We start from the raw sequence: 25,008 nt of genomic DNA on the forward strand, positions 1-25,008 counted from the left end.
TAAACAAGGGCGGGCTAAACTTTTATAAACCGGCTATGAAAAAACTGATTGTTTTTTATTTTTTACTGGCGGTACCGGCAGCGCGCGTGTTTGCACAAGAGACGGAAAAAAAAGTACGAATTGATGTGACTGACGGCTACCAGCGCGAAAACTTCCATTGGTCGATAGCCGGTAACAGTAACGGCCAAAACCCCGATGTTTTTTCAGAATTAAAGTGGATGAAGCTGGGTGGGCAAAGCTTAGCGGCTAACCTGCAATGGAACGTATATCAAAAATTTGTTTTTTATGCTGATTATAACAGGCTGTTCATTACTTCAGGTACGGTAAATGATTCGGATTACAGTGGTGATCACCGCACCGGCAGTACCTACAACCAAACTTTTAATGCCGGAAAAGGACATACGGAGGGATGGGCCGCAGGTGCAGGTTATCAATTGGTTAATAATCGTTTATTGAAGCTTGTTACTTTTGCCGGCTATAACCAAAACCGGCAGGCATTATTTTTATACGGCGATGCAAACCGCTTTCCTGATTTAAACAGCAGTTACTCCACTGCCTGGAAAGGTGTTTTTATTAAAGCGACAGCAGCTATAAAGCTTACTGACAAGCTTAAATTTAACGCCGATGTTACCTATAGCCAGGTTAATTACAACGCAACCGGTAACTGGAACCTGATCACTACTTTTAAGCACCCGGTAAGTTACCGTCACCATGCCAATGGTTATGGTATTAATGGTGGCGGCACGCTTTCTTTTGATATTACCAAAAATATAGCTGTACAGGCAGGTGCCGGTTATTTACATTGGCAAACCGGAAATGGTATTGACCAACTTTACCTGAGCAGCGGCGAAATTGATAAAACGCAGATGAATGGGGCTTACAGAAACGGCTTCCGGGTGTTTGCCGGCCTCATCATATCTATTGATTAAGAAGTTCCACGTGGCACATTTAATATACAATTGATTCATTATCAATAGTATATTACTTCATTATCAACATCTTCTCAGTTGTCCCGTTTAGGCACTTCTTTAAATCTATACTGTAGATCCCTCATTTCAAGTACTTTCCCGAGAATTCCTGGTATTTTTATTCTATTTATGCTTCTTATTGAAGAGCCGCGGATAACTCAACTATAAACTTAACCAACACTCATAATACATGTTACAACACACAATATTAAATCATGAATTTAATATTGTGTATTTTTGCGAAAATCAATAAGTAATGGCCAAAAAAGCTATTGTAGCAGGCGCGAGCGGGCTTATTGGCACTCATCTCCTGCAGATTTTATTGAAACAAGCCTATTATAACGAAGTATTGATCCTGGTAAGGAAAAAATTACCGCTTCAGCATCAGAAATTAAAGCAGCTTGTTGTAAATTTTGAACAACTCAAATCCTTTTCGGGCGAGTTGAATGGCGAAGCCCTGTTTTGTTGTTTAGGATCAACTAAAAGGAAAACCCCTGATTTGAGCATCTATTACAAAATAGATCATGACTATCCTTTGCAACTGGCACAATTAGCTTTGCAAAATGGCGTTAAACAATATCACCTGGTATCATCCATAGGAGCCAACGCACACGGAAGAAATTTTTACACCAAAACAAAAGGGCAAACCGAAGCGGATATAACAGCTTTGGGTTTACCTACACTGCATATTTATCGCCCTTCGGCTTTAACAGGCAAACGAAATGAAAAGCGCGTTATGGAAAGTATTGTTGCGATAATCATGAAAGTGATAAACCCGCTGTTGATCGGCAGGTTAAAAAAATACCGCAGCATTAATGCTGCTACCGTTGCCATGGCTATGTATAACCAATCAATAATAAACGCGACCGGTGTATTTGTACACGAGTCGGACAAAATAGAACAATTATCGTGAGTACTTATCTATCTGCCGAGAACCTTGGCCATCAATTTCATGACAACTGGTTATTTAAAAATGTAACCATAGGTATTAACCGCGGCCGTAAGGTTGCACTGGTAGGCGTTAACGGTGCCGGCAAATCAACCCTGTTAAAAATATTAGGTGGTACCATTAAACCTACCGAAGGTAAGGTTGTGCATGCCCGTGATTTAAATATGGGTTACCTGGAGCAGGATCCCAACTTTAAAAACGCCGTCACCATCAGCGATTATATTTTTCATGCCGATGATGTGCAGCAACAGCTCATCCGCAGGTATGAGGAATTGATGGAAAATGAGCCTGATAATGCCAAAGCCATTGAAAAGGTGATGGAAGAAATGAGCGAGGTAGACGCCTGGGAATATGAGTATAAAATCAAAACCATTTTAGGCAGGTTAGATATCCATCATTTAAACCAAAAAATCACTACCCTTTCGGGTGGTCAAAAGAAACGTTTGGCGTTGGCTAAATTACTGATTGAAGATCCTGAAGTTTATATATTAGATGAGCCTACCAACCATCTGGACATTGATACCATAGAATGGTTGGAGAAATTACTCACCGAAGGCAACAAAACCATATTGATGGTTACGCACGACAGGTATTTTCTGGATAATGTATGTAACGAGATATTAGAAATTGATCGCGGTAAGATCCAACCCTACAACGGTAGCTATGGTTATTACCTCGAAAAGAAAGCGGAGCGCGAAGCAGCCGATGAGGCAGCCTTTCAAAAAAACTCAAACCTTTTAAGAAAAGAACTGGAATGGATGCGCCGCCAGCCACAGGCCCGCGGTACCAAATCAAAAGCCCGTATTGATGCTTATTATGATCTGGAAGAAAAAACAAAGAATGGCGGCCCTCGCGATAAGGTTGAACTGAGCGTTAAAACCGCGCGCCAGGGAAATAAGATTATGGAGATGGATAACCTCTGTAAATCATTTAACGGCAATACCTATATCAATAATTTCAGCTATATATTTAAAAAAGGCGACAGGATTGGTTTAGCAGGCCGCAATGGTAGCGGCAAATCAACCTTGTTAAACATCATTACAGGCAGTTTGCAGCCAGATTCGGGCACGGTGGTAAAAGGTGAAACCACGGTGATTGGTTACTTTCACCAATCGGGCATTACTTTTAAAGAAGACGAACGGGTAATAGATATCGTAAAAAACGTAGCGGAGTTTATTACCATGGCCGATGGTAAAACCATTTCAGCTTCAGCCCTGCTCACTTTATTTCTCTTCCCTCCTAACAAGCAATATGGTTTTATATCAAAACTAAGCGGTGGTGAAAAGAAACGTTTGCAGTTAATGAGCATCCTGATGAAGAATCCTAACTTCCTGATCCTGGATGAGCCTACCAACGACCTGGATATTGATACCCTGAACGTGCTGGAGGAATTTTTAACTAACTATGGCGGTGTATTGATGATGGTATCGCACGACAGGTACTTGCTGGATAAACTTACCGACCAGCTATTCATTATGGAAGAAAAGGGCCATGTACGCATCTTTAATGGCAACTATTCATCATATCGTTTGGAATTAGAGGAAGCTAAACAGCAAGCAAAAAAGCCTGCACCAGTAGTTCAAAACACTGCTCCCGTTGCTAAAAAAAGTAAACTAAGCTTTAAAGAAACCAAAGAACTGGAAGGCATAGAAAGCGAGATCAGCGCTATTGAAGCAAATATCAAAGAAAAAAATGAGCAATTGAATACTTCAGGCATCGACCCAAAAAAACTTGACGAATTATTAAAACAAATAGAGGTTTTAAATAGCCAACTGGATGATAAAACAGCCCGCTGGATGGAACTGACTGAACTAAACGAAGGATAAATGAAAACGTCCGATATCATCGCTACTTCAGGCGTTATCATTTTATTGATAGCTTTCCTGTTGAATTTGGCAGGTAAATTATCAGCTCAAAGCAAGGTTTATAGCTTAATGAACTTTATAGGTGCAGGTACCTGTGGTTACGCTTCGTACATGATCAGCTTCTACCCTTTTGTGGTTTTAGAAAGTATTTGGGCTATTGTAGCTTTAATATCATTATTCAGGGTTCCACGTGGAACATCTGATTAGATGAGGTAATTTTGTGAATCAACCCTGAAGTTTCAAATAGTAAGTAGAAAGCTACTTTAAAGAAACTATCAGATTATTGAACTAAAGGTTCCACGTGGAACTAAACAAACAGAGTGTTTAGGTTTATCTTAACCATAAAACTCAACAAAGAATATTTAAATAAAGTTCCACGTGGAACACGTCTTTAATTAACGTATAAATAAGCCTACTTCAGGCTTAGAACTTACAACTTAGGACCCACCAAAAGCGGAACAAGGAGGATAAAATGTTTAATAAATATAATGTTATTGTGGTTGGCGCAGGGCATGCGGGCTGTGAAGCTGCTGCTGCCGCCGCCAATTTAGGTTCGTCAGTTTTGCTGATAACTATGAATATGGGTACTATTGCCCAAATGAGTTGCAACCCTGCTATGGGTGGCGTAGCCAAGGGACAGATAGTACGTGAAGTGGATGCGTTGGGTGGATATTCGGGCATTATAACTGATAAAACATCTATCCAATTCCGGATGCTTAACCAATCAAAAGGTCCGGCTATGTGGAGCCCGCGTGCACAAAGCGATAGGATGAGGTTTGCTGAAGAGTGGCGTTTGGCTTTGGAAGCAACACCTAATGTTGATTTATGGCAGGATACTGTGACTTCCCTATTGGTAAAAAACAATACCGTTTGTGGTGTACGTACTTCCATAGGTATCGAAATTGAAGCCGATGCTGTAGTATTAACCAATGGAACTTTCCTTAATGGGGTTATCCATATTGGCGAAAAACGGTTTGGCGGAGGCCGCACCGGGGAGAAAGCAGCTACAGGTTTAACCGAACAATTGGTTGAATTAGGCTTTGAAGCAGGCCGTATGAAGACTGGCACCCCACCCCGCGTGGATGGACGTAGCCTTAATTATAGCCTGATGGAAGAACAATGGGGAGATCCCGTAAGAGGCAAATTTTCCTTCACGGATGTACCCGTTATTGAAGAACAACGCTGCTGCTGGATCACCTATACCAATACAGATGTACACGAAACATTGAAAGAAGGCTTCGAAAGATCGCCAATGTTTACAGGAAGAATTAAAGGTTTAGGTCCGCGCTATTGCCCATCTATCGAGGATAAAATTAATCGTTTCGCGGAACGTGACCGGCACCAGATCTTCGTTGAACCAGAAGGTTTAAATACTGTCGAGATTTATGTAAACGGTTTCTCTACCTCTTTACCTGAAGATGTACAATACAAAGCCCTTACCAAAATACCGGGATTTGAGAATGCTAAAATGTTCAGGCCGGGCTATGCTATCGAGTATGATTTCTTCCCGCCTACCCAGTTAAGCTTAACCTTAGAAACCAAACAGATCAGTAACCTTTACTTTGCAGGACAGATCAATGGTACCACCGGGTATGAAGAAGCGGCATCGCAAGGCTTCATAGCAGGTATCAATGCGCACCAAAAAATTAACGATAAGCATGAACTGATCCTGAAAAGATCAGAATCATACATCGGCGTATTGATAGACGACCTGGTGACCAAAGGTACCGAAGAACCATACCGCATGTTTACGTCAAGAGCCGAACACCGCCTGTTATTACGTCAGGACAACGCCGATATCAGGCTCTCTCCTATCGGTCATGAATTAGGATTGATCAATGATGAGCGCCTGGAAAAGGTAAATCAAAAAGTAAAAAATTCGGATGATATTGTAGCTTATACCAAAAGTAAATCCATCGATCCATCTACCGTAAATGGGTTGCTGGAAGAATTAGGCACAAGCGCCCTGACACAAAGCAATAAGCTGTTCAATTTATTGAGCAGGCCACAGGTTACTTTTGACGACCTGAAAAAGGCAGACGCACCATTAGCTGAACTACTATCGGCCTATGATAAAGAAACTATTGAACAGGCTGAAATAAAAATCAAATATGAGAGTTATTTCATCAAAGAGATGGAGATAGTAGACAAGATGAAAAAAATGGAAGACCGCGAGATCAATCCAAATTTTGATTACCACACCCTGGTGTCGTTATCAAAAGAGGCACGTGAAAAACTGATGCGCATTAAGCCACGTACTTTAGGTCAGGCTTCGCGTATTTCGGGAGTTTCGCCTTCAGATATCTCTGTTTTAATGGTTCATGTGTCAAGATAATTTATAAATAATTGATAATTAGATAATTATAAAAATTCGTTTTAAATCGATTATTTTTAAATTTTAATATCACCATTCATAAAAACATAAAAATCGCTTATATCGCCTAAAAACCATGTTAAACGCAAAACCGGCTATTTTTTACAAAAATTATATACTGATTTTTATCGTTTTATTCATTTTCGGCTGTGCGGCTCAACAACCACCCCAGGGAGGGCCGCGCGACCAAACCCCACCTAAATTGGTGAAGGCAACTCCGGCCAATAAAACCAGGAATTTTAACGCTAAACAAATCGACCTGGAATTTGACGAGTTTATCAAACTAACCAACGCTTATCAGGAAATCAGTATGAGCCCGGCGATGGAAAAACAACCGGAGTATTCATCCAACAAACGAAAACTAAAAGTTGAGTTTAAAGACACACTCCAAAAAAACACAACCTATGTCATCAGCTTTGGTAAGTCTATACAGGATGTGAACGAAAGTAACATCCTTAAAAATTTCACCTACGTTTTCTCTACGGGCAACCATATCGATTCCTTAAGCATGACGGGTTCTGTAACCAACACCCTAACCCAGGAAAAGGAAAAAGATGTACTGGTATTTTTATTCCCGGTTAAACAGGATACCCTGTTCGGAAAAAAAAAGCCGGCTATTTTTGCGCTTACGGATTCGTCAGGAAATTTCGCGCTCAACAATTTGCGCGAAGACGATTACCGGATCTACGCCCTGAAGGAAGCAAGCCCGAATAAAATTTTTGATAACGATAATGAGCTGATCGCCTTCCTAAAAAAACCGATCCATTTAAAAAGCGACACATCCAATATCCAACTCAATTTATTCAGGCAGGATCCTGATAAATTCAGAGTAACCGAAAAACGGTTTGACTCGGACGGAAAACTTCAACTGATCTTTAACCGGGGTTTAATCGAGCCCGGTATCAAAGTTATTTACCCTGTTAATGTAGACGAACGAAAGCAGGTAACTTATACAACTAACAATGACACCGCATCTGTTTATTTACGAAACATGAACTTCGATTCGGTGCGTGTAGCCATTTATGAAAAAGGTAAAGCCATAGATACTATTTACCAACTTAAACGTAAAAACGAAAGCTTTACGCGGGTGCTTACCGCAGGATACAACCTTGGTAACGACAGCAAATTAAAACCCGGTACAGACCTTAAAATAACGGCCAATATCCCTATCGAAAACTTTGATCAATCATTGATCACCTTGAATGAAGACTCAGTAGCTACAAGCGATTTCACCATAAAGAAAGATACAGGCAACTACAAAATACTTTACTTAAAATACCGGTGGCGCGAACAAAGCAAATACGAACTTATATTAAATGAAGGCGCTTTAACAGATATTTATGGCGATAAAAATAAACGTCTCCCGGGTAAAAAATTCCAGATCAATAAAATAGAAAACTATAGCCAGCTTACCGCTAAAATAACTTTGCCTGCCGATACGGGAAAAGCTTATGTGGTTGAACTTTTAAGTGAAGATAAAAAGAAGATCCAGAGCAACCCGATAACCAAAAGCGGTTCGATAGTATACAAGGGCATACCTGCCGCTAAATACTATATCAGGGTTATTTATGATGACAACAAAAACGGTAAATGGGATAGCGGTAACGTAAAAAAACGCCGACAGCCCGAACAAATATGGCTCAATGAAAAACTGATTACCCTGAGGCCCAACTGGGAAGCAGAAGAGCCTATAACAGTACCTAAAGCGCCGGTTACTCCTTAAACCAACCGGAATACATGATATAATTTTGAGGCAGTTGCTTCAGCATAGCCCTTTGCTCATCAGTAAGGGGCTTTATTTTTTTTGCGGGGATGCCGGCATATAAATAGCCCGACTCGCAAACAGTATTTTCCAATACCACAGCACCAGCTGCAATGATCACAAACTCGTTTACAACCGCGTGATCCATCACTATGGCTCCCATCCCTACCAAAGTATGATCATGCAGGGTACAGCCGTGTACCAACGCGTTATGGCCAATAGAAACCTGGTTGCCGATATTGGTAGGGGCCTTTAAATAAGTGGCGTGAATAACCGCGCCATCCTGGATATTGGTATTATTACCTATTTTAATATAATGCACATCCCCACGGATCACCGCGTTAAACCAAACCGAACAATTATCGCCCATTACCACATCCCCTACTATGGTACAGTTTTCGGCAATGAAACAATCACTACCCCAAACCGGGCTCTTATCTTTTACAGGCAAAATTACAGGCATAACTTTTAATTAGTGAATTATTGATTTAGCGAATTAGTGATTTGAATAATTTTAACTATGTTTGAATATAAAATCAGCGAAAATAGCTCAGTCGGTAGAGCGTCAGTTTCCCAAACTGAAGGCCGCGGGTTCGAATCCCGTTTTTCGCTCTACCCCTCCCAAACCCTCCCTTCCGGGAAGGCTTTAATTAAAAAGTTTCCCATGCCGGGGGAGATTTAGAGGGGGGTTAAAACACCGTATCCCTCACCTCGGCAGCATGCTCCGGATAATCGGTAGTATAATGCAATCCTCTACTCTCCTTGCGCAACATAGCAGATTTAACCACAATAAACGATACCTGGATTAAATTACGTAACTCGCAAAGCTTTACCGAAAGTTTGGTTTTCTTATAGAAATCTTCAGTCTCCTCATAAAGCAATTTTAACCTGCGTAAAGCCCTGTCCAACCTAAAATCCGACCGGACAATACCCACATAGTCATTCATCAGCTTTTGCATTTCGCGGATGTTGTGGGTAACCAGGATATCTTCGTTAGAGAGCTGTACACCTTTTTCATCCCAATCCGGGATATTGTCAGGGATCACGTTATTCTCAAAGTTCTTTATGGCATCCTCATAAATTCTGTGTGCAAAAACCAAGGCCTCTAACAATGAATTTGAAGCCAAACGGTTTGCCCCATGCAAACCCGTTGATGAGCATTCGCCGCAGGCATATAACCTTAATATAGACGACCGACCTACATGATCTACCATGATACCACCGCACATATAATGACAGGCCGGCGCAACCGGGATCATATCCTTAGTCATATCGATACCTATCTCCAGGCATTTGGCATAAATATTTGGAAAATGAGCCAAAATATCTTTTTTGCTGCGGTGCCTTACATCCAGGTAAACGTAATCCTCCCCGGATTTTTTGATTTCGGCATCGATAGCGCGCGCCGTGATATCACGTGGCGCCAATGATTTACGCGCATCATATTCATGCATAAACTCTTCGCCGTTGGTACGTTTTAACACTCCCCCGAAACCGCGTACAGCTTCCGAGATCAGGAATGAAGGATATTCACCAGGGTTATATAATGCTGTTGGGTGAAACTGCATGAACTCCATATTGCGCACCTTCCCTTTAGCTCGGTAAACCATCGCTATCCCATCGCCGGTGGCTATGGTTGGGTTGGTAGTAACCGCATAAATATGCCCGGCACCACCGGCAGCCATTACGGTAACTTTAGACAGGATTTTTTCAACAATTTTAGTTTCGGTGTTAAAAGCATAAATACCGAAACAGGTAATATCGGTACTTGATTTGCCCACCAGCTCACCTAAATGGTGCTGGGTAATTAAATCAACCGCAAAATAATGCGTAAGTATCTCAATATTAGGGTTTTTATGAATTTCCTCCAAAAGCGAACGCTCTATCTCCCAGCCGGTTACATCTTTATAGTGCAACACCCTGAACTCGGAATGGCCACCCTCTTTCGCCAGGTCATAAACACCTTCGTTGGTTTTGTCAAAATTGGTTCCGTATTCAATAATCTCGTTAATACGCTCCGGCCCTTCCTTAACAACGGCTTCAACAACTTCGCGGTCGCAAAGGCCGTCGCCACTTATTAAGGTATCCTGGATATGTTTTTCAAACGAATCTTCTTTTTTATCCACAACTACAGCAACCCCTCCCTGGGCATACTTAGTGTTCGATTCGTCTTCGTTAGATTTTGTAACTATCAGAACCTTACCATGTTTCGCTGCCTTGAGCGCGAAACTTAAACCGGCAATGCCTGAACCCACTACGAGGAAATCAACAGATCGGGTCATGATTTATATGAAATGTGTGTAAAAGTAGTACTAATGTTAATAACAGCTGTAAAAGCTGTTAAGTTTATGTAAAGAAAAACTTAAAAATAGATTTGAATGTGTATAACTCCTGTTCAAGCGTCGAATATCAATATTTTTTGAGCGACTTTTACGACGCTTTCGTCATAAAGCTAACATTTTCCCCAACCGTTAATTTTTAACATAAAACTTTTTTAAATAAAAATTGATTGTGATAGATATCTAAAAATCAGCAAGCTTTTTGGTGGAAAAATGTTTAAAGCTGTTAATAAGTTGTGAAAACTAATTTATAAAAGAAAAATTAGAGCGACTTTTGCACAATACCAACACCATAACAAACAATAGTTTTCTTTAATTTAAAAAGTAGTTGTTATTAATTGAATTGTGGAAATGAATACCTTCGAAGAAATAAATCTGAAAGGATACGTGGATGAAGAGATCGACCCAACGCTTGATCTTTTCGCCGAAATTGAAAAATTAAAAAAGCAAAAGAACGCGGTGATCCTGGCGCACTATTACCAGGATGGCGACATACAGGATATTGCCGATTACATTGGCGATAGTTTGGGCCTGTCGCAGCAAGCCGCGAAAACTGATGCCGACATTATTGTTTTTGCCGGTGTGCATTTCATGGCCGAAACAGCCAAGATCCTGTCGCCGACGAAAAAGGTTTTACTGCCCGATATGAAGGCAGGTTGTTCATTAGCAGATAGTTGCCCGCCGCACTTGTTTAAAAAGTTTAAGGAAAACTATCCCGATCACCTGGTGATCACTTATGTAAACTGCACGGCCGAACTGAAGGCTTTAACCGACATTGTGTGTACATCAAGCAACGCGGTGCAGATTGTGGAGAGCTTACCGAAGGATCAGAAGATCATTTTCGGTCCTGATAAAAACCTTGGCGCGTATGTAGCTAAGAAAACCGGCAGAGAACTGGTGTTGTGGAACGGGGCCTGTATGGTGCATGAGATATTTTCGAGAGAAAAGATCACCAAACTGAAAGAACGCCATCCGGGTGCAAAACTGCTGGCACATCCTGAATGCGAGGATGTTATATTAGAAATGGCCGATTATGTTGGTTCAACAACCGGGATTTTAAAATATGCCGGCAGCCGCCAGGAAAAGGAGTTCATCGTAGCAACAGAATCGGGCATATTGCACCAGATGCAGAAGGAAAACCCGGATAAAATATTTATTCCGGCGCCGCCTAACAACAACTGCGCATGTAACGATTGCCCGCACATGAAGCGTAACACCCTGGAAAAGTTATACCTGTGCTTAAAAAATGAAACGCCCGAGGTAACCGTACCGGCGCATATCATTGAAAAAGCGGTGAAACCTATCGAGCGGATGCTGGAGATATCGGCGCAGCTGGGTTTATAATCTTTTAGGATTACACCGATTGAGGATTGATTACACCGATTTTGATGAGGTGGATGATTTGAAATGGGAAGTTATAAACCGGGTAATTGTGGAAAACGCGGAGGATATTTTTGGGAGGTGTTTTGCGATAAAAATGGCTTCCTGGTTCTAAAATGGCTAAAAATCGCAAAAAATTTTTCCGCCTTTGGCGGATATAATGAAGGCAGGTTGCGGCCGTCATTTTTGAGTTATCCACAATACTGTTAAAAAGTATGACGGCCTATACGGATGCGAACAGCAAAGTGCTTGATATATTTGTAACCCTCTTTTGAGGATTTTTAGGTTAATGCCCTGAAAAGGCTAAAATCTAAAAAAATTTTCCCGCCTTCGGCGGAATACAGTAAACCGGGTTGCGGCCCGAAAATTTATAAATTAACTTTTTAAAAGTCTCCCTTTTAGGGGAGATTTAGAGGGGCTCAATATGTTTGAAAACCAGGATAGAACCAATTTAGAGGAACTTGGCGAATTTGGCCTGATCGGCCATCTTACCAAAAACATTAAACTTGCCAACGAAAGCAGCAAAAAAGGTGTTGGCGATGATGCGGCAGTGCTTGACTTCGCCGGGAAGAGAGTGCTGGTGAGTACCGATATGCTTTTGGAGGGGATCCATTTTGATTTGGCTTATACGCCCCTTAAGCACCTGGGCTACAAAGCTATACAGGTAAACCTGAGCGATATTTACGCTATGAATGGCATCGCTTCGCAGGTTACGGTTTCTATCGGGATGTCGAGCAAGTTTCCGTTGGAGGCAATTGAAGAACTTTATCAGGGGATTTATATTGCCTGCGAAAAATACAATGTGGATCTGGTTGGCGGTGATACCACGTCATCAAAACAAGGTTTGGTAATCAGCGTAACTTCTATCGGTTATGCCGATGAGGCGGATATTGTTTACCGAAATGGTGCCGAAGAAGGCGACCTGATCTGTGTATCGGGTGATTTGGGTGGCGCTTATACCGGGTTGCAATTACTGGAACGCGAAAAACTGATTTATCTCGAAAACCCTAATATTCAGCCTGATCTGGAAGGAAAAGATTACATAGTTGAACGCCAGTTGAAACCGGAGGCCCGCCGTGATGTGATCGAATTACTGAAAAGTATCGAGGTAAAACCAACCTCGATGATCGATGTATCGGATGGTTTGGCATCCGAACTTTTACATATCTGCAAGCAAAGCAACAAAGGCTGCAACCTGTACGAAGAGAAGATCCCGCTTGATCCGATGACTTTTGAAACTGCCCGCGAGTTTAACCTCGATCCAACCATTTGTGCTTTAAGTGGCGGCGAGGATTACGAATTGCTGTTCACCGTGAAACAGGCCGATTACGATAAGATCAAATTTAAAATGGATATCAGTATCATCGGTTACATCACCGAACCATCAGCCGGCTGCAACCTGATTACCAAAAGCGGCACCGTACACGAGTTGAAAGCCCAGGGATGGAACGCCTTCAAAAAATCAGAATAAATGCTGCAGGGTATTATCGATAAATTTTACCTGAATAATCATCCCGATGGTAAGCCGCCAATGGGTTTTATTAAGGGGATATTGATACTTTATCTTGCTTTGATTATTCAAACGACAAATAACTACCTGGGCGGCTTTAATATTTCGGCTACTTTGTTCTTTTTTTTAGTGGGTGGCTTTTTGATATTTGCCACCGGCGAGGGACGGAAATGGGCAAAGTCTATCCTGTCTGTTTTGATATTATTGAATGTGTTGCTTTTAGGATGGTCGGTACTATATGCTTTGGGTATTTTGCACGAAACATCTGACGCGAAAAAGCAGTTTCAAATGCCTGTTTATTTGATCATTTTAACCATAGTTGAAATGGTTTGCGAATTATGGGGATGGGCGTTGATGATTAATAAGGAAGCTGATTGGTGGTTTAACAGGAAGAAATAAATAACATATAAATTTAACCTAAACCTTTAAAATGAAAACTTACATTATTTCTTTTTTTTTATTGTTCACGGTAACTTATGGTTTTGCTCAAAAATCGGTTGTTTTCAAAATAAAATATAAACCATCACACACTTACCATTTATCGGTAAAAACTGATCTCAATATGGAGATGGATGCCACCGGCGATGAAGCAAGTTTGGCCGAAATAAAAAAGAGCGCCAAATTGCCGATGCTTATAACCGGGCATAATATTCAGGATTTAAATATAGTTACCGAAAATTCAAAGGCTGATCAATCGTTTCCATTTACCATGACGATGCCGGTAACCGAGTCGGTAATGACTTTAAATGGACAGAAAATTGATACGCCTAATCCTTTGAACGGGAAAACCATTTATGGCACCGGATCTGCCGAAGGAAAAATACACGTTGATTCGGTATCCGGAAAAAATGCTGATGAAAAGGTAAAATCATTGGTTACAGCTATTGTTAACAATATCAGCAGCAAAATACAATTTCCGGATAAGCCAATGGAAATTGGAGAAACATTTACGCAGGAAATGCCTATGGCTTTACCTATACCAGGTTTTTCTAATATTCAGATGAATATCAAAATTGTTTACAAGCTTTTATCCGTTGATAATGATAGCGCCAATTTTGATATCGACCAATTTATGGCGATGGATTTAAAAACCACTCAAAACGGGGTCGAAATGATTATAGGCGGACAAGGTAAAGGAACAGGGAAACTTGTTTATAGTATTAAAAATAATTACATGACCAGTATGAGCTCAAACCTAAACTTTAATGTAAGTTTTGTAATGCAGGGCATAACTTTTAAGGCAAAGGCGGCCGGTAACTCATCATATGTTGCTAATGTTAAAAGCAGATAATTATTCATCTCCAATAAATTTCTGATCGATCTGCTTATCCGCTTTAGCACCTAATTTTTTGATCCTTTCGGCTGTATTGGTAAGGTTACCCCTACCCTCCGACAATTTATTGATAGCGTTATTATAAGCCGATTGCGTTTGGTTAATGTTTTTACCAATGCTATCCATATCGCTCAAAAAGCCTACAAACTTATCATACATATCGCCGCTTAAACGGGCAATTTCCAATACGTTACGGTTTTGGCGTTCCTGTTTCCACATGCTGGCAATGGTACGCAATGTGGCCAGTAAGGTGGATGGGCTAACAATAACCACCTTCCTGTCCCAGGCGTAGTTAAATAAATCATTATCCAGTTGCACGGCTATACTGAAAGATGATTCTATCGGCACAAAAAGCAGTACGAAATCGGGCGAGTTGATTTTGTACAGGTCGTGGTATTTTTTGGTCGATAAGCCCGTCACATGCCCGCGGATGGATTCGATATGGGCTTTGGCGAAAAGTTTACGATCATCTTCAGTATCGGCATTTACCAGCTTTTCGTAAGCTATTAATGAAACCTTCGAGTCGATGATCAGGTGCTTTTCATCCGGCAGGTCAATGATCACATCGGGTTGAAACCTGGTGCCGTCCGTAGCCTGCATGGCAGCCTGAATGCGGTATTCCTGATCTTTAATAAGGCCTGAACGTTCCAATACGCGCTCCAGGATCATCTCGCCCCAGTTACCCTGGCGTTTGTTATCACCTTTCAGCGCTTTGGTCAGGTTTTGCGCTTCATCGCTGATCTGCTTGTTCAGGTCCATCAGCTGCGTAATCACCCCTTTCAGGGTATTACGTTCGGCGGCTTCCATATTGTAAACCTTTTCTACCTTATCTTCAAAAGCCTTCAGGTTTTCCTTTAGCGGATTGAGGATTACGTCGAGGTTACTGCGGTTGATATCGGTAAACTCTTTCGATTTTTCTTTAAGCAGTTTTTCGGCTACGTTTTCAAATTCACGTTGAAATTGAGCTCGGATCTGTTCTATCTCGGTTTTTTGTTCCTGCAGTTTTTCCTGTTGAGATTTGTAATAAGCGCGGGCGCTTTCTAACGATTTATTGGCCTCGGCCAGTTGGCCGCGCTCATACAAAAGTTCGTCAATCAGCCGGTTTTTTTCTTCCTTTAAAAAATTGGTGATGTTTTCCTTTTCCAGTGCCAGCCCTATTGATCTTTCTTCGGCTTTGGCAAGGGATATTTTAAGGCGGTCGTTTTCTGCACGCAAGCGGTTCAAATCTTCGGCAGAAATCAGTTCGATAGCTTTTGGTTTTTTTAGGAATAAAAAAACGGCTACGAGCAGGATAATAAGAGATATAACTACTAATATAATACCAGTCATTTTGATAAAAATATTAGTAAATTAACAAATTTAATTTTATAAATGCTAATAAAAGTAATATCTAAAAGTCGTCATTATAAGATACGAAGCAATCGCGAACTATGCATAGCGAATTGCTTATCGGGGATTGCTTCGTATCTTATAATGACGACTTCGGATTGTCTAAAACGGAATAAACGTCCAGTTTATTTGTAAAATGCCGATCAATGCACAGGATGCACAGCCGAGTCAGTATCGCCATGCAAACTTGTAGTATCAGATGAATTTGGCGTAACAGCGCTATTACCCGGTGCGGAGCTTTTAGTTGTATCAGCAGGGCCGCCGCTTCCTTTGGCTGCGCTTGTATCGCTTTCGCGGTTTGTTTTTTTATCGTTGCTATGGCAGGCAGCTGCGGTAAGTGAAATAGCGCAGAATAGGATGAGCAGTTTTTTCATGGGGTAGTGTTGATGTATCGTATAATGAACGTAAAATGTCCTGTTGGCGAAAGTTAACTACTATTTACAATATTTTTTAAGGTTATCCGGTGCGTATTTATTGCCAAGCGCAAGGGCTTTATTAAAATCGGCACAAGCACCGGTTTTATCATTAAGCAGGTATTTGGCATAGCCCCGGCTGTTGTAGGCATCGCTATACTTAGGGTTCAATACAAGCACCTGGTTATAATCTGTAATAGCAGCCTTACAATCATTTAAATTACGCTTGCACAGGCCCCGGTTATAAAGCGCGTCGAGATATTTAGGATCAAGTTTTAGTGCGCCATTATAATCGTCTATAGCACTTTTATAATCCTGCAGCTCAAATTTGGCGTTACCGCGTTTAAAGTAGCCATCAGCATCTTTTGGCTCTAACGCTATAAATTTAGTGTAATCATCTATTGATGAGCTAAAGTCATTCAAACCATCTTCGGCCAGTCCGCGGTTATAATACGGTGCTGAGTACGTACTATCCAGTGATATGGCTTTAGTGGCATCTTGTTTGGCTCCATAATAATCTTCCAGGTCTGTTTTAACAAGGCTCCTGCTATTATAACCATCAGCTTCATCAGGTTTGAGGTTAATGTAAACTGAATAGTCGGCTATCGCATCCTTATATAATTCCAGGTTCCTTTTGGCGTTTCCGCGCACGAAGAAAGCGTCGGCCCGATTGGGCTCGGCTTCAATAACTAAATTCAAATCGGTTAGCGCACTTTTATAATCTCCGGAAGCATTCTTTGCTATAGCACGGTTGTAATAGGCGTCGTATTGTTTCGGATCTAAGGCTATCGCTTTGGTATAATCGGCAATAGCGCCTTTAAAATCGTCAAGGTTACGTTTGCAAATACCGCGTTCTATAAAAGCGTCGGGATCTTTAGGGTTTAGAATAATTGCCTGGTTATAATCAATCAAAGCTCCTTTATAATCCTCTTTAATACGTTTTGCCAATCCGCGGTTATAAAATGCATCTGTATTTTTTGGTTTTAGTATAATGGCCTTACTGTAATCGGCAATAGCTTTATCGTAATCTTCGAGGGCGTAATAAGTTCGGCCGCGATCAAAAAATGTTTCTTCTGTTTTAGAATCGATAGCAATACTCCGGGTTAAATCGGTTATCGCGTCTTTGTAGTTTTTCAGGTTGTAGTTAGCTACGCCCCTTTTGTGATAATAATCGGCGCTGCCCGGATTTTGGGCTATAGCTTTGGTATAATACTTTAGGCTGCTAACCTGTTTTAAACTATCGGCATTGGTTTGTGCGTCGGCAAATAATGGGAAAAGCAGCGGGATTAAAAGTAGTTTTTTCATTATGCGATAAGGGTTAAAAACCAATCAAAATTAAGTTTTTATTTGCCCCTCACAAAATTATCGTCAATATCACTTAGCCTTTTCTATCCTTAAGCCCACATCACTTACCTCGTGCAGCGGGTTATCGCGCATATTCTGCTCAATCTCAAAATGATAAACACCTGCAGCCGGAAAATGGTAGCCTTTGCGCAGCGAAACCTGGTAGCTGTACAGGTTTCCCGATCCTTTACCCAGCCACTCGCCATCGGGGTTGGCCAGTTTTACTTCAAAACGGGTGGTTTGTTTCTTTTTACCGGGAAGGGTTTGCGATACCAAAACAAAAATATTTGAGTACCGGTAATTACCGGTAACACGCAAATTAAGGTATTGATTATAGGCCGCCTGTACGTCGTCAACCTTTACATCAAATTTTACCCGGTTCACGTACGACCAGTTATGATCTGCTATCTCGGTATTATCATCAAAAATGGCGTTCGGATCGGTACAACCCCAGGCAAGCATTGTTAAAAGTAACAATGCCGCCGGGTAAATGATATTTAAAGCCCGTTTCATTCAGGTTTGGCCTGTGGGTTATTGTTGTTGTTATTACGGTTTGGGCGGTTTGGCCTGCGGCGTTTGTGGTGGTTATTACCGCCGCCTTCGCCTTGCTGCCTGGCTTCGTTCTGAGGTCTGCTTTCTCCCTGTTGCCTTGGTTCAGCCTGTGGTTTACCCTCTCCCTGCGGGCGTGGCTCGCCCTGTGGTTTGCCTTGCTGCTGCGGTTTGTTGCCTGGTTGCTGCCTGTTGTTATTTGGCTGCTGCCGGTTTGCTTCAGGGCGTTGTTTTTGCTGGCCCTGTTGTTTTTCATGTCCGTTAGTATTACTGTGCTGCCGCGGGCGTTGTTGTTGCTGCTGGTTGTTAACAGGTTTGCCCTCGGCCTGCTGCTGCGCTTCGGTTTTCTGGCCGTTTTTGTTACGGTTTTTGTTTTTCTTTTTATTGTTGTTCCGGCGTTCGTCTAAACGGGTAAGGCTATCCTGGCCAACCACATTTTCATAATCCAGCACTTTTACAGGCGCTGTTTCTACTTCAACGGTTTCGCCCAGGTCTTCGGGGATCACGCCATCCTTATTTAACTGCTGAATTTCTTTAACCTTTGCAATTGGCAGGGGGATCCAGCTTTCTTCTTTAGGGTAGCTAAACCACATAATGCGTTTAAAAATATCCGTTTTTTGTAAACGGGCGTCGCCTTTTTCGGTGCGCAACACATTTACATTATCAGGGATATGTTTCAGGGCATCCATATAAGTGTCTAACTCATAGTTTAAACAACATTTAAGTTTGCCGCACTGGCCTGCCAGTTTCAGGGTGTTTAACGAAAGGTTTTGGTAGCGGGCGGCCGAGGTAGATACCGTTTTAAAATCGGTAAGCCAGGTTGAACAGCAAAGCTCCCTGCCGCATGAGCCGATGCCGCCTAAACGGCTTGCTTCCTGCCTCATCCCAATCTGCCTCATCTCAATACGGATGCGGAAGGTTTCGGCCATTTTTTTGATCAGTTCCCTGAAATCAACGCGGCCTTCGGCCGTATAATAAAATGTAGCCTTGGTTTTATCCCCCTGGTAATCCACATCGCTCAGCTTCATGCTCAGGTTTAAATCAAGCGCCAGCTTGCGCGATTTATGCATGGTTTCCCACTCCATTTCCTTGGCTGCTTTCCACTTTTCCACATCGGCAACGGTGGCTTTGCGGTATATCTTTTTTACCACATCGGCTTCCTTCACATGGCGTTTTACCATCTGCATGCGCACCAGTTCGCCGGTTAGCGAAACGTGACCGATATCATAGCCGCCGGTGGTAGCTTCAACCGCCACCAGTTCGCCGGCTTCGAGGTATATATTATCGTTATTTAAATAAAACTCTTTGCGCGAGCCTTTAAATTTTACTTCAATAACCTTAAACGGAGTATAGTTAGCAGGCATGTCCATATGCGACAGCCAATCGTAAACATCTAATTTGCTGCAACCATTAGTAAGGCAACTGCCGTTACTTTTGCAGCCCGCAGGCGAACATCCGCCACCTGTTGAGCAACTTCCACATCCCATAATTTAATTCGGCATATATTGATTCCCCGTGGGGACGTTTCTTGTAATTAATACTTTAATAATTTGTAAAGATACATCTAAAAATAAAATTTTCGGATTAGCGTTTCGTTCCACATGGTAATGCGCTTTTTCCAGTTCGGTTATGATGGATTGTGCCTTGTCGATGGTAAGCACATTGCTCATTTTTTGCGCTGTATCCAGTTCTTTTGCGGGTAAGTGAACCAGGCTGCCCGCGCCGGCCAGCAGCAAGCAACATTCGCGTATAAAGCTTACGCCGTAGCGTAAAAAGTTTTTCTGGTTTTCGCGGCCCATCTTGGCAAACTGATCAACAAAAGCCATTACTTCAATACCCTTGTTACCAAAACAATAACGTAACCACTGTACAAACAGTTCGTGGTAATTTTTATTGTCGTGCTGCAGCATGGCCAAAGCTTCCGTCATGTTGCCGTTGCTTAAATAAGCAATTTCGGCAGCTGCTTCCTCGGTTTGATGATGGTTTGTTAATAAATGATCTTTTATTTCGTTGTACGATAAGGCGGGGATTTTTACCAGTTGCGTACGCGAAAGTATCGTATTCAATATCTGATCCTGGTTTTGTGCAACCAGTAAAAACAGGGTATTGGGTTGCGGCTCTTCAATGATTTTAAGCAGCGAGTTACCTTCTTTATCCAAATATTCGGGTAGCCAGAGGATCAGGATTTTGTACGCAGATTCGAAAGGTTTGAAGCTGAGTTTTTTGATGATCTGGTGGCACTCGGCAATATTGATATTGGCCTGTTTATTTTCGGCATCCAGGTACCCGCGCCAGGTATCGAGGCTGATGTAAGGGTTGGCCAGCAGGGCATCGCGCCAATGTTCAATAAAAGTGAGCGCGGTATCATCCTTATGTTTGGCAAAGAAGGGGTACGAAAAATGCAGATCGGGATGGGCCAGTTTCTGGTATTTGCGGCACGACGAACATATCCCGCACGAATCGCCGGGCTGCTTATCTTCGCACGAAAGGTACTGGGCATACGCAACAGCAAGCGCCAGGCTGCCCGAACCCTCGGGGCCTAAAAATAACTGCGCGTGGCTTACCCGGTTTTCGGCCACCGTATTCAGCAAACGTTGCTTTACTGCCTCCTGTCCTACTATTTGTTTAAACTGCATTTGGTGCAAAATAGGAATTAGATTTTAGATGTGAGATATGAGATGTGAGATTTGAGACAGGAATGATGTTTAATTTCGGATTTCGAATTTTCGATTTCGGATTTTTAATTGAGATGAGCAGCGCCGGAAATCTACATATCTTTACCAAATTAAATCTCAAGTCTCACATCTAATATCTCAAATCTGACACCCCATGAGAGTAATGGCATTCGATTACGGAACCAAGCGTATAGGTATAGCGGTTACCGACCCATTGCAGATCATCGCTACCGGGCTTGATAACATCCATCCTAACAGTATTATCGAATATTTAAAAAAATACCTGCAAACCGAACAGGTGGAGCGTTTTATTGTAGGCGAACCAAAACAAATGGATAATACCCCGTCACAATCGGCCCAACATGTAAAAGGGTTTGTTAACCTGCTTAAAAAAACTTTCCCCGAGATGCCCATTGAAATGGTGGATGAACGCTTCACCTCCAAAATGGCATCGGCCACGATTGCCCAAAGTGGCATGAATAAAAAGAACCGCCAGAATAAGGAACTGGTGGATACCATATCGGCGGTGATACTATTGCAAAGCTGGATGAACCGCAGGTTATTTTGATGCCTTGACTTCGCTGTAAAAGCAGTTATTCATTATCCGGCCCTGCATAAAAAAGCGAAAGCCCTTCGAAAATCAATTCGAAGGCTTCCGCTTTTTTTATATTTATTTTTTCAACCTGCTCTTCAATTCAGCCAGTGGCATGGTAACCATACGGCCTACAGGCTTTTTGCCGCGATAAGTGATCACCCTCAGTAAAGTGGCGTCTTTAGGGGCATCTATCGGTGCCGTGTATTTAGGATAAAACCTATCAGGGAATGAGTTATCAAAACTGTAATAAATATCCAGTCCGTTTACCTCGTTGGTTAAAGTGATTTTCAAAGTGCTGTCGGCGTTCAAGGTTGCATCGAACGACGGATCATAAGCGCTCGGGGCGATTTTGGTTTCAGCCTCGTCAAACCTCGGGAAGTGTTGTTCAACCCGGTTAAAGAAACCATCCCAGTTTTTAGGCCTTTTAGGCGACCATACATTTTCGGCAATGGCCATACCACGCGGCCATGTCATGTACTCGGCCTGGCGGATGTTGTATACCTGCTCGGTCCACAGGTTGCCTTGTCCGCCTTTAATCAGGTGTGCGTCAACGCTGTCGGGTACGGGCTCCCACGAGTAAGTTTTACTTAAGCGCAGGGTTGCATAAATTTTGGTTTCATTTACACGGTCGCTTTGCATGTAATCCAGATAAGCAAAGGTTGTAGGGCTCATCACCACTTCATGACCGGCTTTGGCTGCGATAATGCCACCCTGAATGCCGCGCCAGCTCATCACAGCTGCATTAGGGCCAAGGCCGCCTTCAATGATCTCATCCCAACCCATAAATTTTTTACCCTTCGATTCAACGATCTTTTCCAAACGTTTTTCAAAATAGGCCTGCACCTCGTTCATGTCCTTCAGGTTTTCTTTGGCCATCAGGGCTTTAACGGCATCGCTTTGTTCCCAAAAGTTTTTGGCGCATTCGTCGCCGCCTAAATGGATGTATTGAAAAGGGAACAGCTGCGCTATCTCGGTAACTACTTTATCCATAAAAGTGTAAACGGCTTCGTTTGCCGGGCAAAGCGTATTATCAACAATGGCCCGGTTATGCGGTCCGTTCCAATCCATAAAAGGCTCGCCCGAGTTTACCACATATTTGTCGGCACCCGGGGTGCATGAAAGTTCGGGATAGGCAACCACAGCGGCAAGGCTATGGCCCGGAACATCAATCTCGGGCAGGATGTTTACAAACCTGTCTTTAGCGTATTGTACCAGTTCTTTAATATCATCCTGCGTATAAAAACCGCCATAGGTACGCGGCTCATCAGGTGCCGGCGGAGTGAAAGTACCAAACTGACCAACCTTTTTTACGTTGTGCGATCCTACCTCAGTTAACCTTGGCAGGCTTTTAATTTCAACGCGCCAGCCTTCATCATCAGTAAGGTGCAGGTGCAGCAGGTTAAATTTGTATTTAACCATGGCATCAATGTATTGTTTAACTTCGGCTTTGGTAAAAAAGTGGCGCGATACATCAAACATCAACCCCCGCCAGCCAAAACGCGGATAATCGGTAATCTCTACAGCGGGCGCAGCCCAGGTTACCCCCTTGGCTACCTCAAGGCCTTCAACCTGTTTGGGCAATAACTGAAAAAATGTTTGCACGCCATAAAATAAACCCGCAGCATCGTTAGCCCGGATCACCACTTTTTTAGGGGTTACCGAAAGTTTATAGCCTTCGGTTTTAATTAGCGTATCCGCGGTTTTATTCAGTACCAGCCTGATGGACGCGGTTGGCGCAACACTTTTTATGGTGATGAATGCGCCGGTTGATGTAGACAGCTTTCTTTTAAGATAGGCAGTTACGTTGGCTACATCGGCCGAGGGTGCTGCTTCAACCATAATGGTTTTTGGCAGCACAAACTGACCGGCAGTTTGTGTAACCTTTACCGGCTGCGGGATAAGCGCGAGGGCAGGTTTGCTTGCCTGTGCAGCCGACAATAAATGCGCTACGCAACCGCAGAGCAATAAGGATAATTTCTTCATAAAAAAGAGTTTAGTATGTTTTGAATTGGTGTATGCAAATTAAACTTTTTAAATAAAATTAAAAAGTATACAAATGATGATTTTTTTCCGGGATTGCACCGATTTTTTGTTTGAACTCAAACTTGGGGGAATTATTAGAATTTATCGATTTGCTTTGGTTTTGTAATTTCAATAAACAGCCCCAAGTTTGAGTTCAGACAAAATACCGGCATGCAGCCGTGGGGACACGACCGCCGGGGCGAAAAGTATGGCCCAACTAATGAGCGAACTCTACAATTGATATAATTCCTTAAAATTCGAGTTCACACAAAAAAATCTACTCATCCACTAATCCCTCCCAAATCACGGTTCAGAAAAAATCGGTGCAATCAAAAATCAATCGGTGTAATCCCAAAAAGAAAAATTCGAAATCACAGCATCACACCCTGATGTAAATATTCTTTTTATCCAGCAGATAAGCCACAAACCAGCAAATCAGCATAAAGCTTACGGCAAACAATAATGAGCCAATTGGCCCGGGCGCTATTACCTGGTAAAAAACCTGGTTGATCCAATCAACCGCGTTTGTGCCCCCTATAATGATCATACTTACCGGGATCAGCAGGATTTCAGAAAGTACATAAACAGGCAGCGGGTTTTTACCCATGATGGTAAAAAAGCGGGCCCAGTTGCCCTTGTTCCAATTGTTGATCTCCAGCGCATAGATGAGGGCGGAAAGGATCACGAGGTCGAGACCGGTGGTAACCAGTACAAAAGAGCTTGTCCACAATTTCTTGTTAATCGGGAAAACCATGTTCCAGCACAGGGCCAGGAAAATGAAGAGGCAGCCGGTTAGCAGCAGTTTGGTGGTGGTATCATACCCTTTGCCCTTTTGTTGTACAAATTTACCGGCATAATAACCCACTACCACGTTAACGATGGCAGGCAGGGTGCTCAACACGCCTTCGGGGTCAAAAGGGATGCCCTCGCCGTGGTACAGGTGTTTATCGCCAAATAAAAACTTGTCGATATAAATACCTGCGTTCCCGGTCATGCTCAGGGGATCGGCCGGGTTGCCGTATACCAGTAACAAAATCCAATAAAGCACTAAAAATATAACCGACAAGATGATGACAGAACGCCTGGTTAAAAAATGGATCATGAGCGAGGCAAAGCAATAACACAGGGCTATGCGCTGTAACACACCCATAATGCGCGTGTTGGCAATCGGTTTCCAATGGAAGCCGCCGTTCATTGAAAAGAAGGGGAACCAGTACATCAGGTAGCCTATCAAAAATATGAGCAGCGTACGCCTGAAGATTTTACTTAACACGGCGGCGTTGCCCAGTTCCTGGTAGCGTTTCATTGAAAAGCTCATGGCGTTGCCTACAGCAAAAAGGAAAGAAGGGAACACAAGATCTGTTGGGGTAAAGCCGTGCCAGGCGGCATGTTCAAGCGGCGAAAAGGGCGCAGCCCCGCTGCCGGGCGTATTTACAATGATCATGAAACACAATGTCATGCCACGAAACACATCCAGCGATAAAAACCGCGATGATGATTTATCCATAAAAGTATTTAAAATTAGTTGATAATCAGCTAAA

General features: G+C 42.5%; 21 protein-coding genes and 1 tRNA gene. 12 read left to right on the top strand and 10 right to left on the bottom strand.

Features of this window, described 5'->3' with window-relative positions; all coding sequences use genetic code 11:
* Positions 1-35 precede the first annotated feature (35 nt).
* The 6 genes from LX99_RS18190 (at position 36) to LX99_RS18215 (ending at position 7,879) form a co-directional block, all read left to right on the top strand.
* Complete coding sequence (locus LX99_RS18190) at positions 36-929, top strand: hypothetical protein (protein ID WP_109609158.1); 894 nt, start codon at positions 36-38, stop codon at positions 927-929.
* A 295-nt stretch (positions 930-1,224) separates the two neighbouring features.
* Positions 1,225-1,881, top strand: coding sequence for an NAD(P)H-binding protein (locus tag LX99_RS18195; RefSeq protein WP_109609159.1), 657 nt, complete (start codon positions 1,225-1,227; stop codon positions 1,879-1,881).
* Positions 1,878-3,743, top strand: a complete 1,866-nt coding sequence (locus LX99_RS18200) for an ABC-F family ATP-binding cassette domain-containing protein (protein WP_109609160.1) — start codon at positions 1,878-1,880, stop codon at positions 3,741-3,743. The genes LX99_RS18195 and LX99_RS18200 overlap by 4 nt, the downstream gene beginning before the upstream one ends.
* A complete protein-coding gene (locus LX99_RS18205) occupies positions 3,744-3,989 on the top strand; it encodes a CBU_0592 family membrane protein (protein ID WP_109609161.1) in 246 nt (81 codons plus the stop codon). It begins immediately after the preceding gene.
* A 265-nt stretch (positions 3,990-4,254) separates the two neighbouring features.
* Positions 4,255-6,117 carry a tRNA uridine-5-carboxymethylaminomethyl(34) synthesis enzyme MnmG gene (gene mnmG / locus LX99_RS18210; RefSeq protein ID WP_109609162.1) on the top strand — a complete coding sequence of 621 codons (1,863 nt, stop codon included), beginning with the start codon at positions 4,255-4,257 and terminating at the stop codon, positions 6,115-6,117.
* Positions 6,118-6,232: 115 nt separating this feature from the next.
* Complete coding sequence (locus tag LX99_RS18215; RefSeq protein WP_109609163.1) at positions 6,233-7,879, top strand: Ig-like domain-containing protein; 1,647 nt, start codon at positions 6,233-6,235, stop codon at positions 7,877-7,879.
* Here the strand turns inward: LX99_RS18215 and LX99_RS18220 are convergent.
* Positions 7,869-8,381 carry a gamma carbonic anhydrase family protein gene (locus LX99_RS18220; RefSeq protein ID WP_109609164.1) on the bottom strand — a complete coding sequence of 171 codons (513 nt, stop codon included), beginning with the start codon at positions 8,379-8,381 and terminating at the stop codon, positions 7,869-7,871. The two genes, LX99_RS18215 and LX99_RS18220, sit on opposite strands and share 11 nt — an antisense overlap.
* 76 nt (positions 8,382-8,457) lie before the next feature.
* Between LX99_RS18220 and LX99_RS18225 the strand changes: the two genes are divergently transcribed.
* Positions 8,458-8,530 (top strand) — tRNA-Gly (locus tag LX99_RS18225).
* Positions 8,531-8,607: 77 nt separating this feature from the next.
* Here the strand turns inward: LX99_RS18225 and nadB are convergent.
* A complete protein-coding gene (gene nadB, locus LX99_RS18230) occupies positions 8,608-10,200 on the bottom strand; it encodes an L-aspartate oxidase (protein WP_109609165.1) in 1,593 nt (530 codons plus the stop codon).
* 408 nt (positions 10,201-10,608) lie between these two features.
* Between nadB and nadA the strand changes: the two genes are divergently transcribed.
* The 4 genes from nadA (at position 10,609) to LX99_RS18255 (ending at position 14,438) form a co-directional block, all read left to right on the top strand.
* Positions 10,609-11,601 carry a quinolinate synthase NadA gene (gene nadA, locus LX99_RS18235; protein ID WP_109609166.1) on the top strand — a complete coding sequence of 331 codons (993 nt, stop codon included), beginning with the start codon at positions 10,609-10,611 and terminating at the stop codon, positions 11,599-11,601.
* A 460-nt stretch (positions 11,602-12,061) separates the two neighbouring features.
* Positions 12,062-13,108 (top strand): thiamine-phosphate kinase, encoded by a 1,047-nt coding sequence (thiL, locus tag LX99_RS18245; RefSeq protein ID WP_109609168.1) that lies wholly within the window; start codon positions 12,062-12,064, stop codon positions 13,106-13,108.
* Positions 13,109-13,546, top strand: coding sequence for a hypothetical protein (locus LX99_RS18250; RefSeq protein WP_109609169.1), 438 nt, complete (start codon positions 13,109-13,111; stop codon positions 13,544-13,546).
* Between the two features lie 31 nt (positions 13,547-13,577).
* Positions 13,578-14,438 (top strand): hypothetical protein, encoded by an 861-nt coding sequence (locus LX99_RS18255; RefSeq protein WP_109609170.1) that lies wholly within the window; start codon positions 13,578-13,580, stop codon positions 14,436-14,438.
* Here the strand turns inward: LX99_RS18255 and rmuC are convergent, their stop codons facing one another.
* From rmuC to LX99_RS18285, 6 genes are all read right to left on the bottom strand, one after another.
* Positions 14,439-15,809 carry a DNA recombination protein RmuC gene (rmuC, locus tag LX99_RS18260; RefSeq protein ID WP_109609171.1) on the bottom strand — a complete coding sequence of 457 codons (1,371 nt, stop codon included), beginning with the start codon at positions 15,807-15,809 and terminating at the stop codon, positions 14,439-14,441.
* A gap of 203 nt (positions 15,810-16,012) precedes the next feature.
* Positions 16,013-16,243: a hypothetical protein gene (locus tag LX99_RS18265; RefSeq protein WP_109609172.1), complete on the bottom strand. Its 231-nt coding sequence runs from the start codon at positions 16,241-16,243 to the stop codon at positions 16,013-16,015.
* 60 nt (positions 16,244-16,303) lie between these two features.
* On the bottom strand, positions 16,304-17,587 hold the full coding sequence (locus tag LX99_RS18270; protein WP_109609173.1) for a tetratricopeptide repeat protein: 1,284 nt from the start codon (positions 17,585-17,587) through the stop codon (positions 16,304-16,306).
* 69 nt (positions 17,588-17,656) lie between these two features.
* Positions 17,657-18,139: a gliding motility lipoprotein GldH gene (locus LX99_RS18275; protein ID WP_109609174.1), complete on the bottom strand. Its 483-nt coding sequence runs from the start codon at positions 18,137-18,139 to the stop codon at positions 17,657-17,659.
* Positions 18,136-19,662 carry a regulatory iron-sulfur-containing complex subunit RicT gene (ricT, locus tag LX99_RS18280; protein WP_109609175.1) on the bottom strand — a complete coding sequence of 509 codons (1,527 nt, stop codon included), beginning with the start codon at positions 19,660-19,662 and terminating at the stop codon, positions 18,136-18,138. The genes LX99_RS18275 and ricT overlap by 4 nt, the downstream gene beginning before the upstream one ends.
* Positions 19,663-19,665: 3 nt before the next feature.
* Positions 19,666-20,811, bottom strand: coding sequence for a DNA polymerase III subunit (locus LX99_RS18285; protein ID WP_109609176.1), 1,146 nt, complete (start codon positions 20,809-20,811; stop codon positions 19,666-19,668).
* Between the two features lie 193 nt (positions 20,812-21,004).
* Between LX99_RS18285 and ruvX the strand changes: the two genes are divergently transcribed.
* On the top strand, positions 21,005-21,418 hold the full coding sequence (gene ruvX / locus LX99_RS18290) for a Holliday junction resolvase RuvX (RefSeq protein WP_109609177.1): 414 nt from the start codon (positions 21,005-21,007) through the stop codon (positions 21,416-21,418).
* A gap of 102 nt (positions 21,419-21,520) precedes the next feature.
* Here the strand turns inward: ruvX and LX99_RS18295 are convergent, their stop codons facing one another.
* Complete coding sequence (locus LX99_RS18295) at positions 21,521-23,428, bottom strand: beta-N-acetylhexosaminidase (protein ID WP_031266398.1); 1,908 nt, start codon at positions 23,426-23,428, stop codon at positions 21,521-21,523.
* Positions 23,429-23,846: 418 nt separating this feature from the next.
* The gene (locus LX99_RS18300) at positions 23,847-24,974 is read right to left on the bottom strand and encodes an acyltransferase family protein (protein ID WP_022831478.1); all 1,128 of its coding nucleotides are present in this window, start codon (positions 24,972-24,974) and stop codon (positions 23,847-23,849) included.
* Positions 24,975-25,008: the final 34 nt, after the last annotated feature.

Source organism: Mucilaginibacter oryzae (assembly GCF_003148845.1).
Classification (GTDB): domain Bacteria; phylum Bacteroidota; class Bacteroidia; order Sphingobacteriales; family Sphingobacteriaceae; genus Mucilaginibacter; species Mucilaginibacter oryzae.

Excerpts from the sequence above, each read along its gene's own strand:
- ruvX (WP_109609177.1), top strand. The coding sequence starts at position 21,005 with ATGAGAGTAATGGCATTCGATTACGGAACCAAGCGTATAGGTATAGCG.
- rmuC (WP_109609171.1), bottom strand. The coding sequence starts at position 15,809 with ATGACTGGTATTATATTAGTAGTTATATCTCTTATTATCCTGCTCGTA.
- LX99_RS18195 (WP_109609159.1), top strand. The coding sequence starts at position 1,225 with ATGGCCAAAAAAGCTATTGTAGCAGGCGCGAGCGGGCTTATTGGCACT.
- LX99_RS18270 (WP_109609173.1), bottom strand. The coding sequence starts at position 17,587 with ATGAAAAAACTACTTTTAATCCCGCTGCTTTTCCCATTATTTGCCGAC.
- LX99_RS18220 (WP_109609164.1), bottom strand. The coding sequence starts at position 8,381 with ATGCCTGTAATTTTGCCTGTAAAAGATAAGAGCCCGGTTTGGGGTAGT.
- LX99_RS18250 (WP_109609169.1), top strand. The coding sequence starts at position 13,109 with ATGCTGCAGGGTATTATCGATAAATTTTACCTGAATAATCATCCCGAT.
- LX99_RS18215 (WP_109609163.1), top strand. The coding sequence starts at position 6,233 with ATGTTAAACGCAAAACCGGCTATTTTTTACAAAAATTATATACTGATT.
- LX99_RS18300 (WP_022831478.1), bottom strand. The coding sequence starts at position 24,974 with ATGGATAAATCATCATCGCGGTTTTTATCGCTGGATGTGTTTCGTGGC.
- mnmG (WP_109609162.1), top strand. The coding sequence starts at position 4,255 with ATGTTTAATAAATATAATGTTATTGTGGTTGGCGCAGGGCATGCGGGC.
- nadA (WP_109609166.1), top strand. The coding sequence starts at position 10,609 with ATGAATACCTTCGAAGAAATAAATCTGAAAGGATACGTGGATGAAGAG.
- LX99_RS18275 (WP_109609174.1), bottom strand. The coding sequence starts at position 18,139 with ATGAAACGGGCTTTAAATATCATTTACCCGGCGGCATTGTTACTTTTA.
- LX99_RS18285 (WP_109609176.1), bottom strand. The coding sequence starts at position 20,811 with ATGCAGTTTAAACAAATAGTAGGACAGGAGGCAGTAAAGCAACGTTTG.
- LX99_RS18265 (WP_109609172.1), bottom strand. The coding sequence starts at position 16,243 with ATGAAAAAACTGCTCATCCTATTCTGCGCTATTTCACTTACCGCAGCT.
- LX99_RS18295 (WP_031266398.1), bottom strand. The coding sequence starts at position 23,428 with ATGAAGAAATTATCCTTATTGCTCTGCGGTTGCGTAGCGCATTTATTG.
- thiL (WP_109609168.1), top strand. The coding sequence starts at position 12,062 with ATGTTTGAAAACCAGGATAGAACCAATTTAGAGGAACTTGGCGAATTT.
- LX99_RS18255 (WP_109609170.1), top strand. The coding sequence starts at position 13,578 with ATGAAAACTTACATTATTTCTTTTTTTTTATTGTTCACGGTAACTTAT.
- ricT (WP_109609175.1), bottom strand. The coding sequence starts at position 19,662 with ATGGGATGTGGAAGTTGCTCAACAGGTGGCGGATGTTCGCCTGCGGGC.
- LX99_RS18205 (WP_109609161.1), top strand. The coding sequence starts at position 3,744 with ATGAAAACGTCCGATATCATCGCTACTTCAGGCGTTATCATTTTATTG.
- LX99_RS18190 (WP_109609158.1), top strand. The coding sequence starts at position 36 with ATGAAAAAACTGATTGTTTTTTATTTTTTACTGGCGGTACCGGCAGCG.
- nadB (WP_109609165.1), bottom strand. The coding sequence starts at position 10,200 with ATGACCCGATCTGTTGATTTCCTCGTAGTGGGTTCAGGCATTGCCGGT.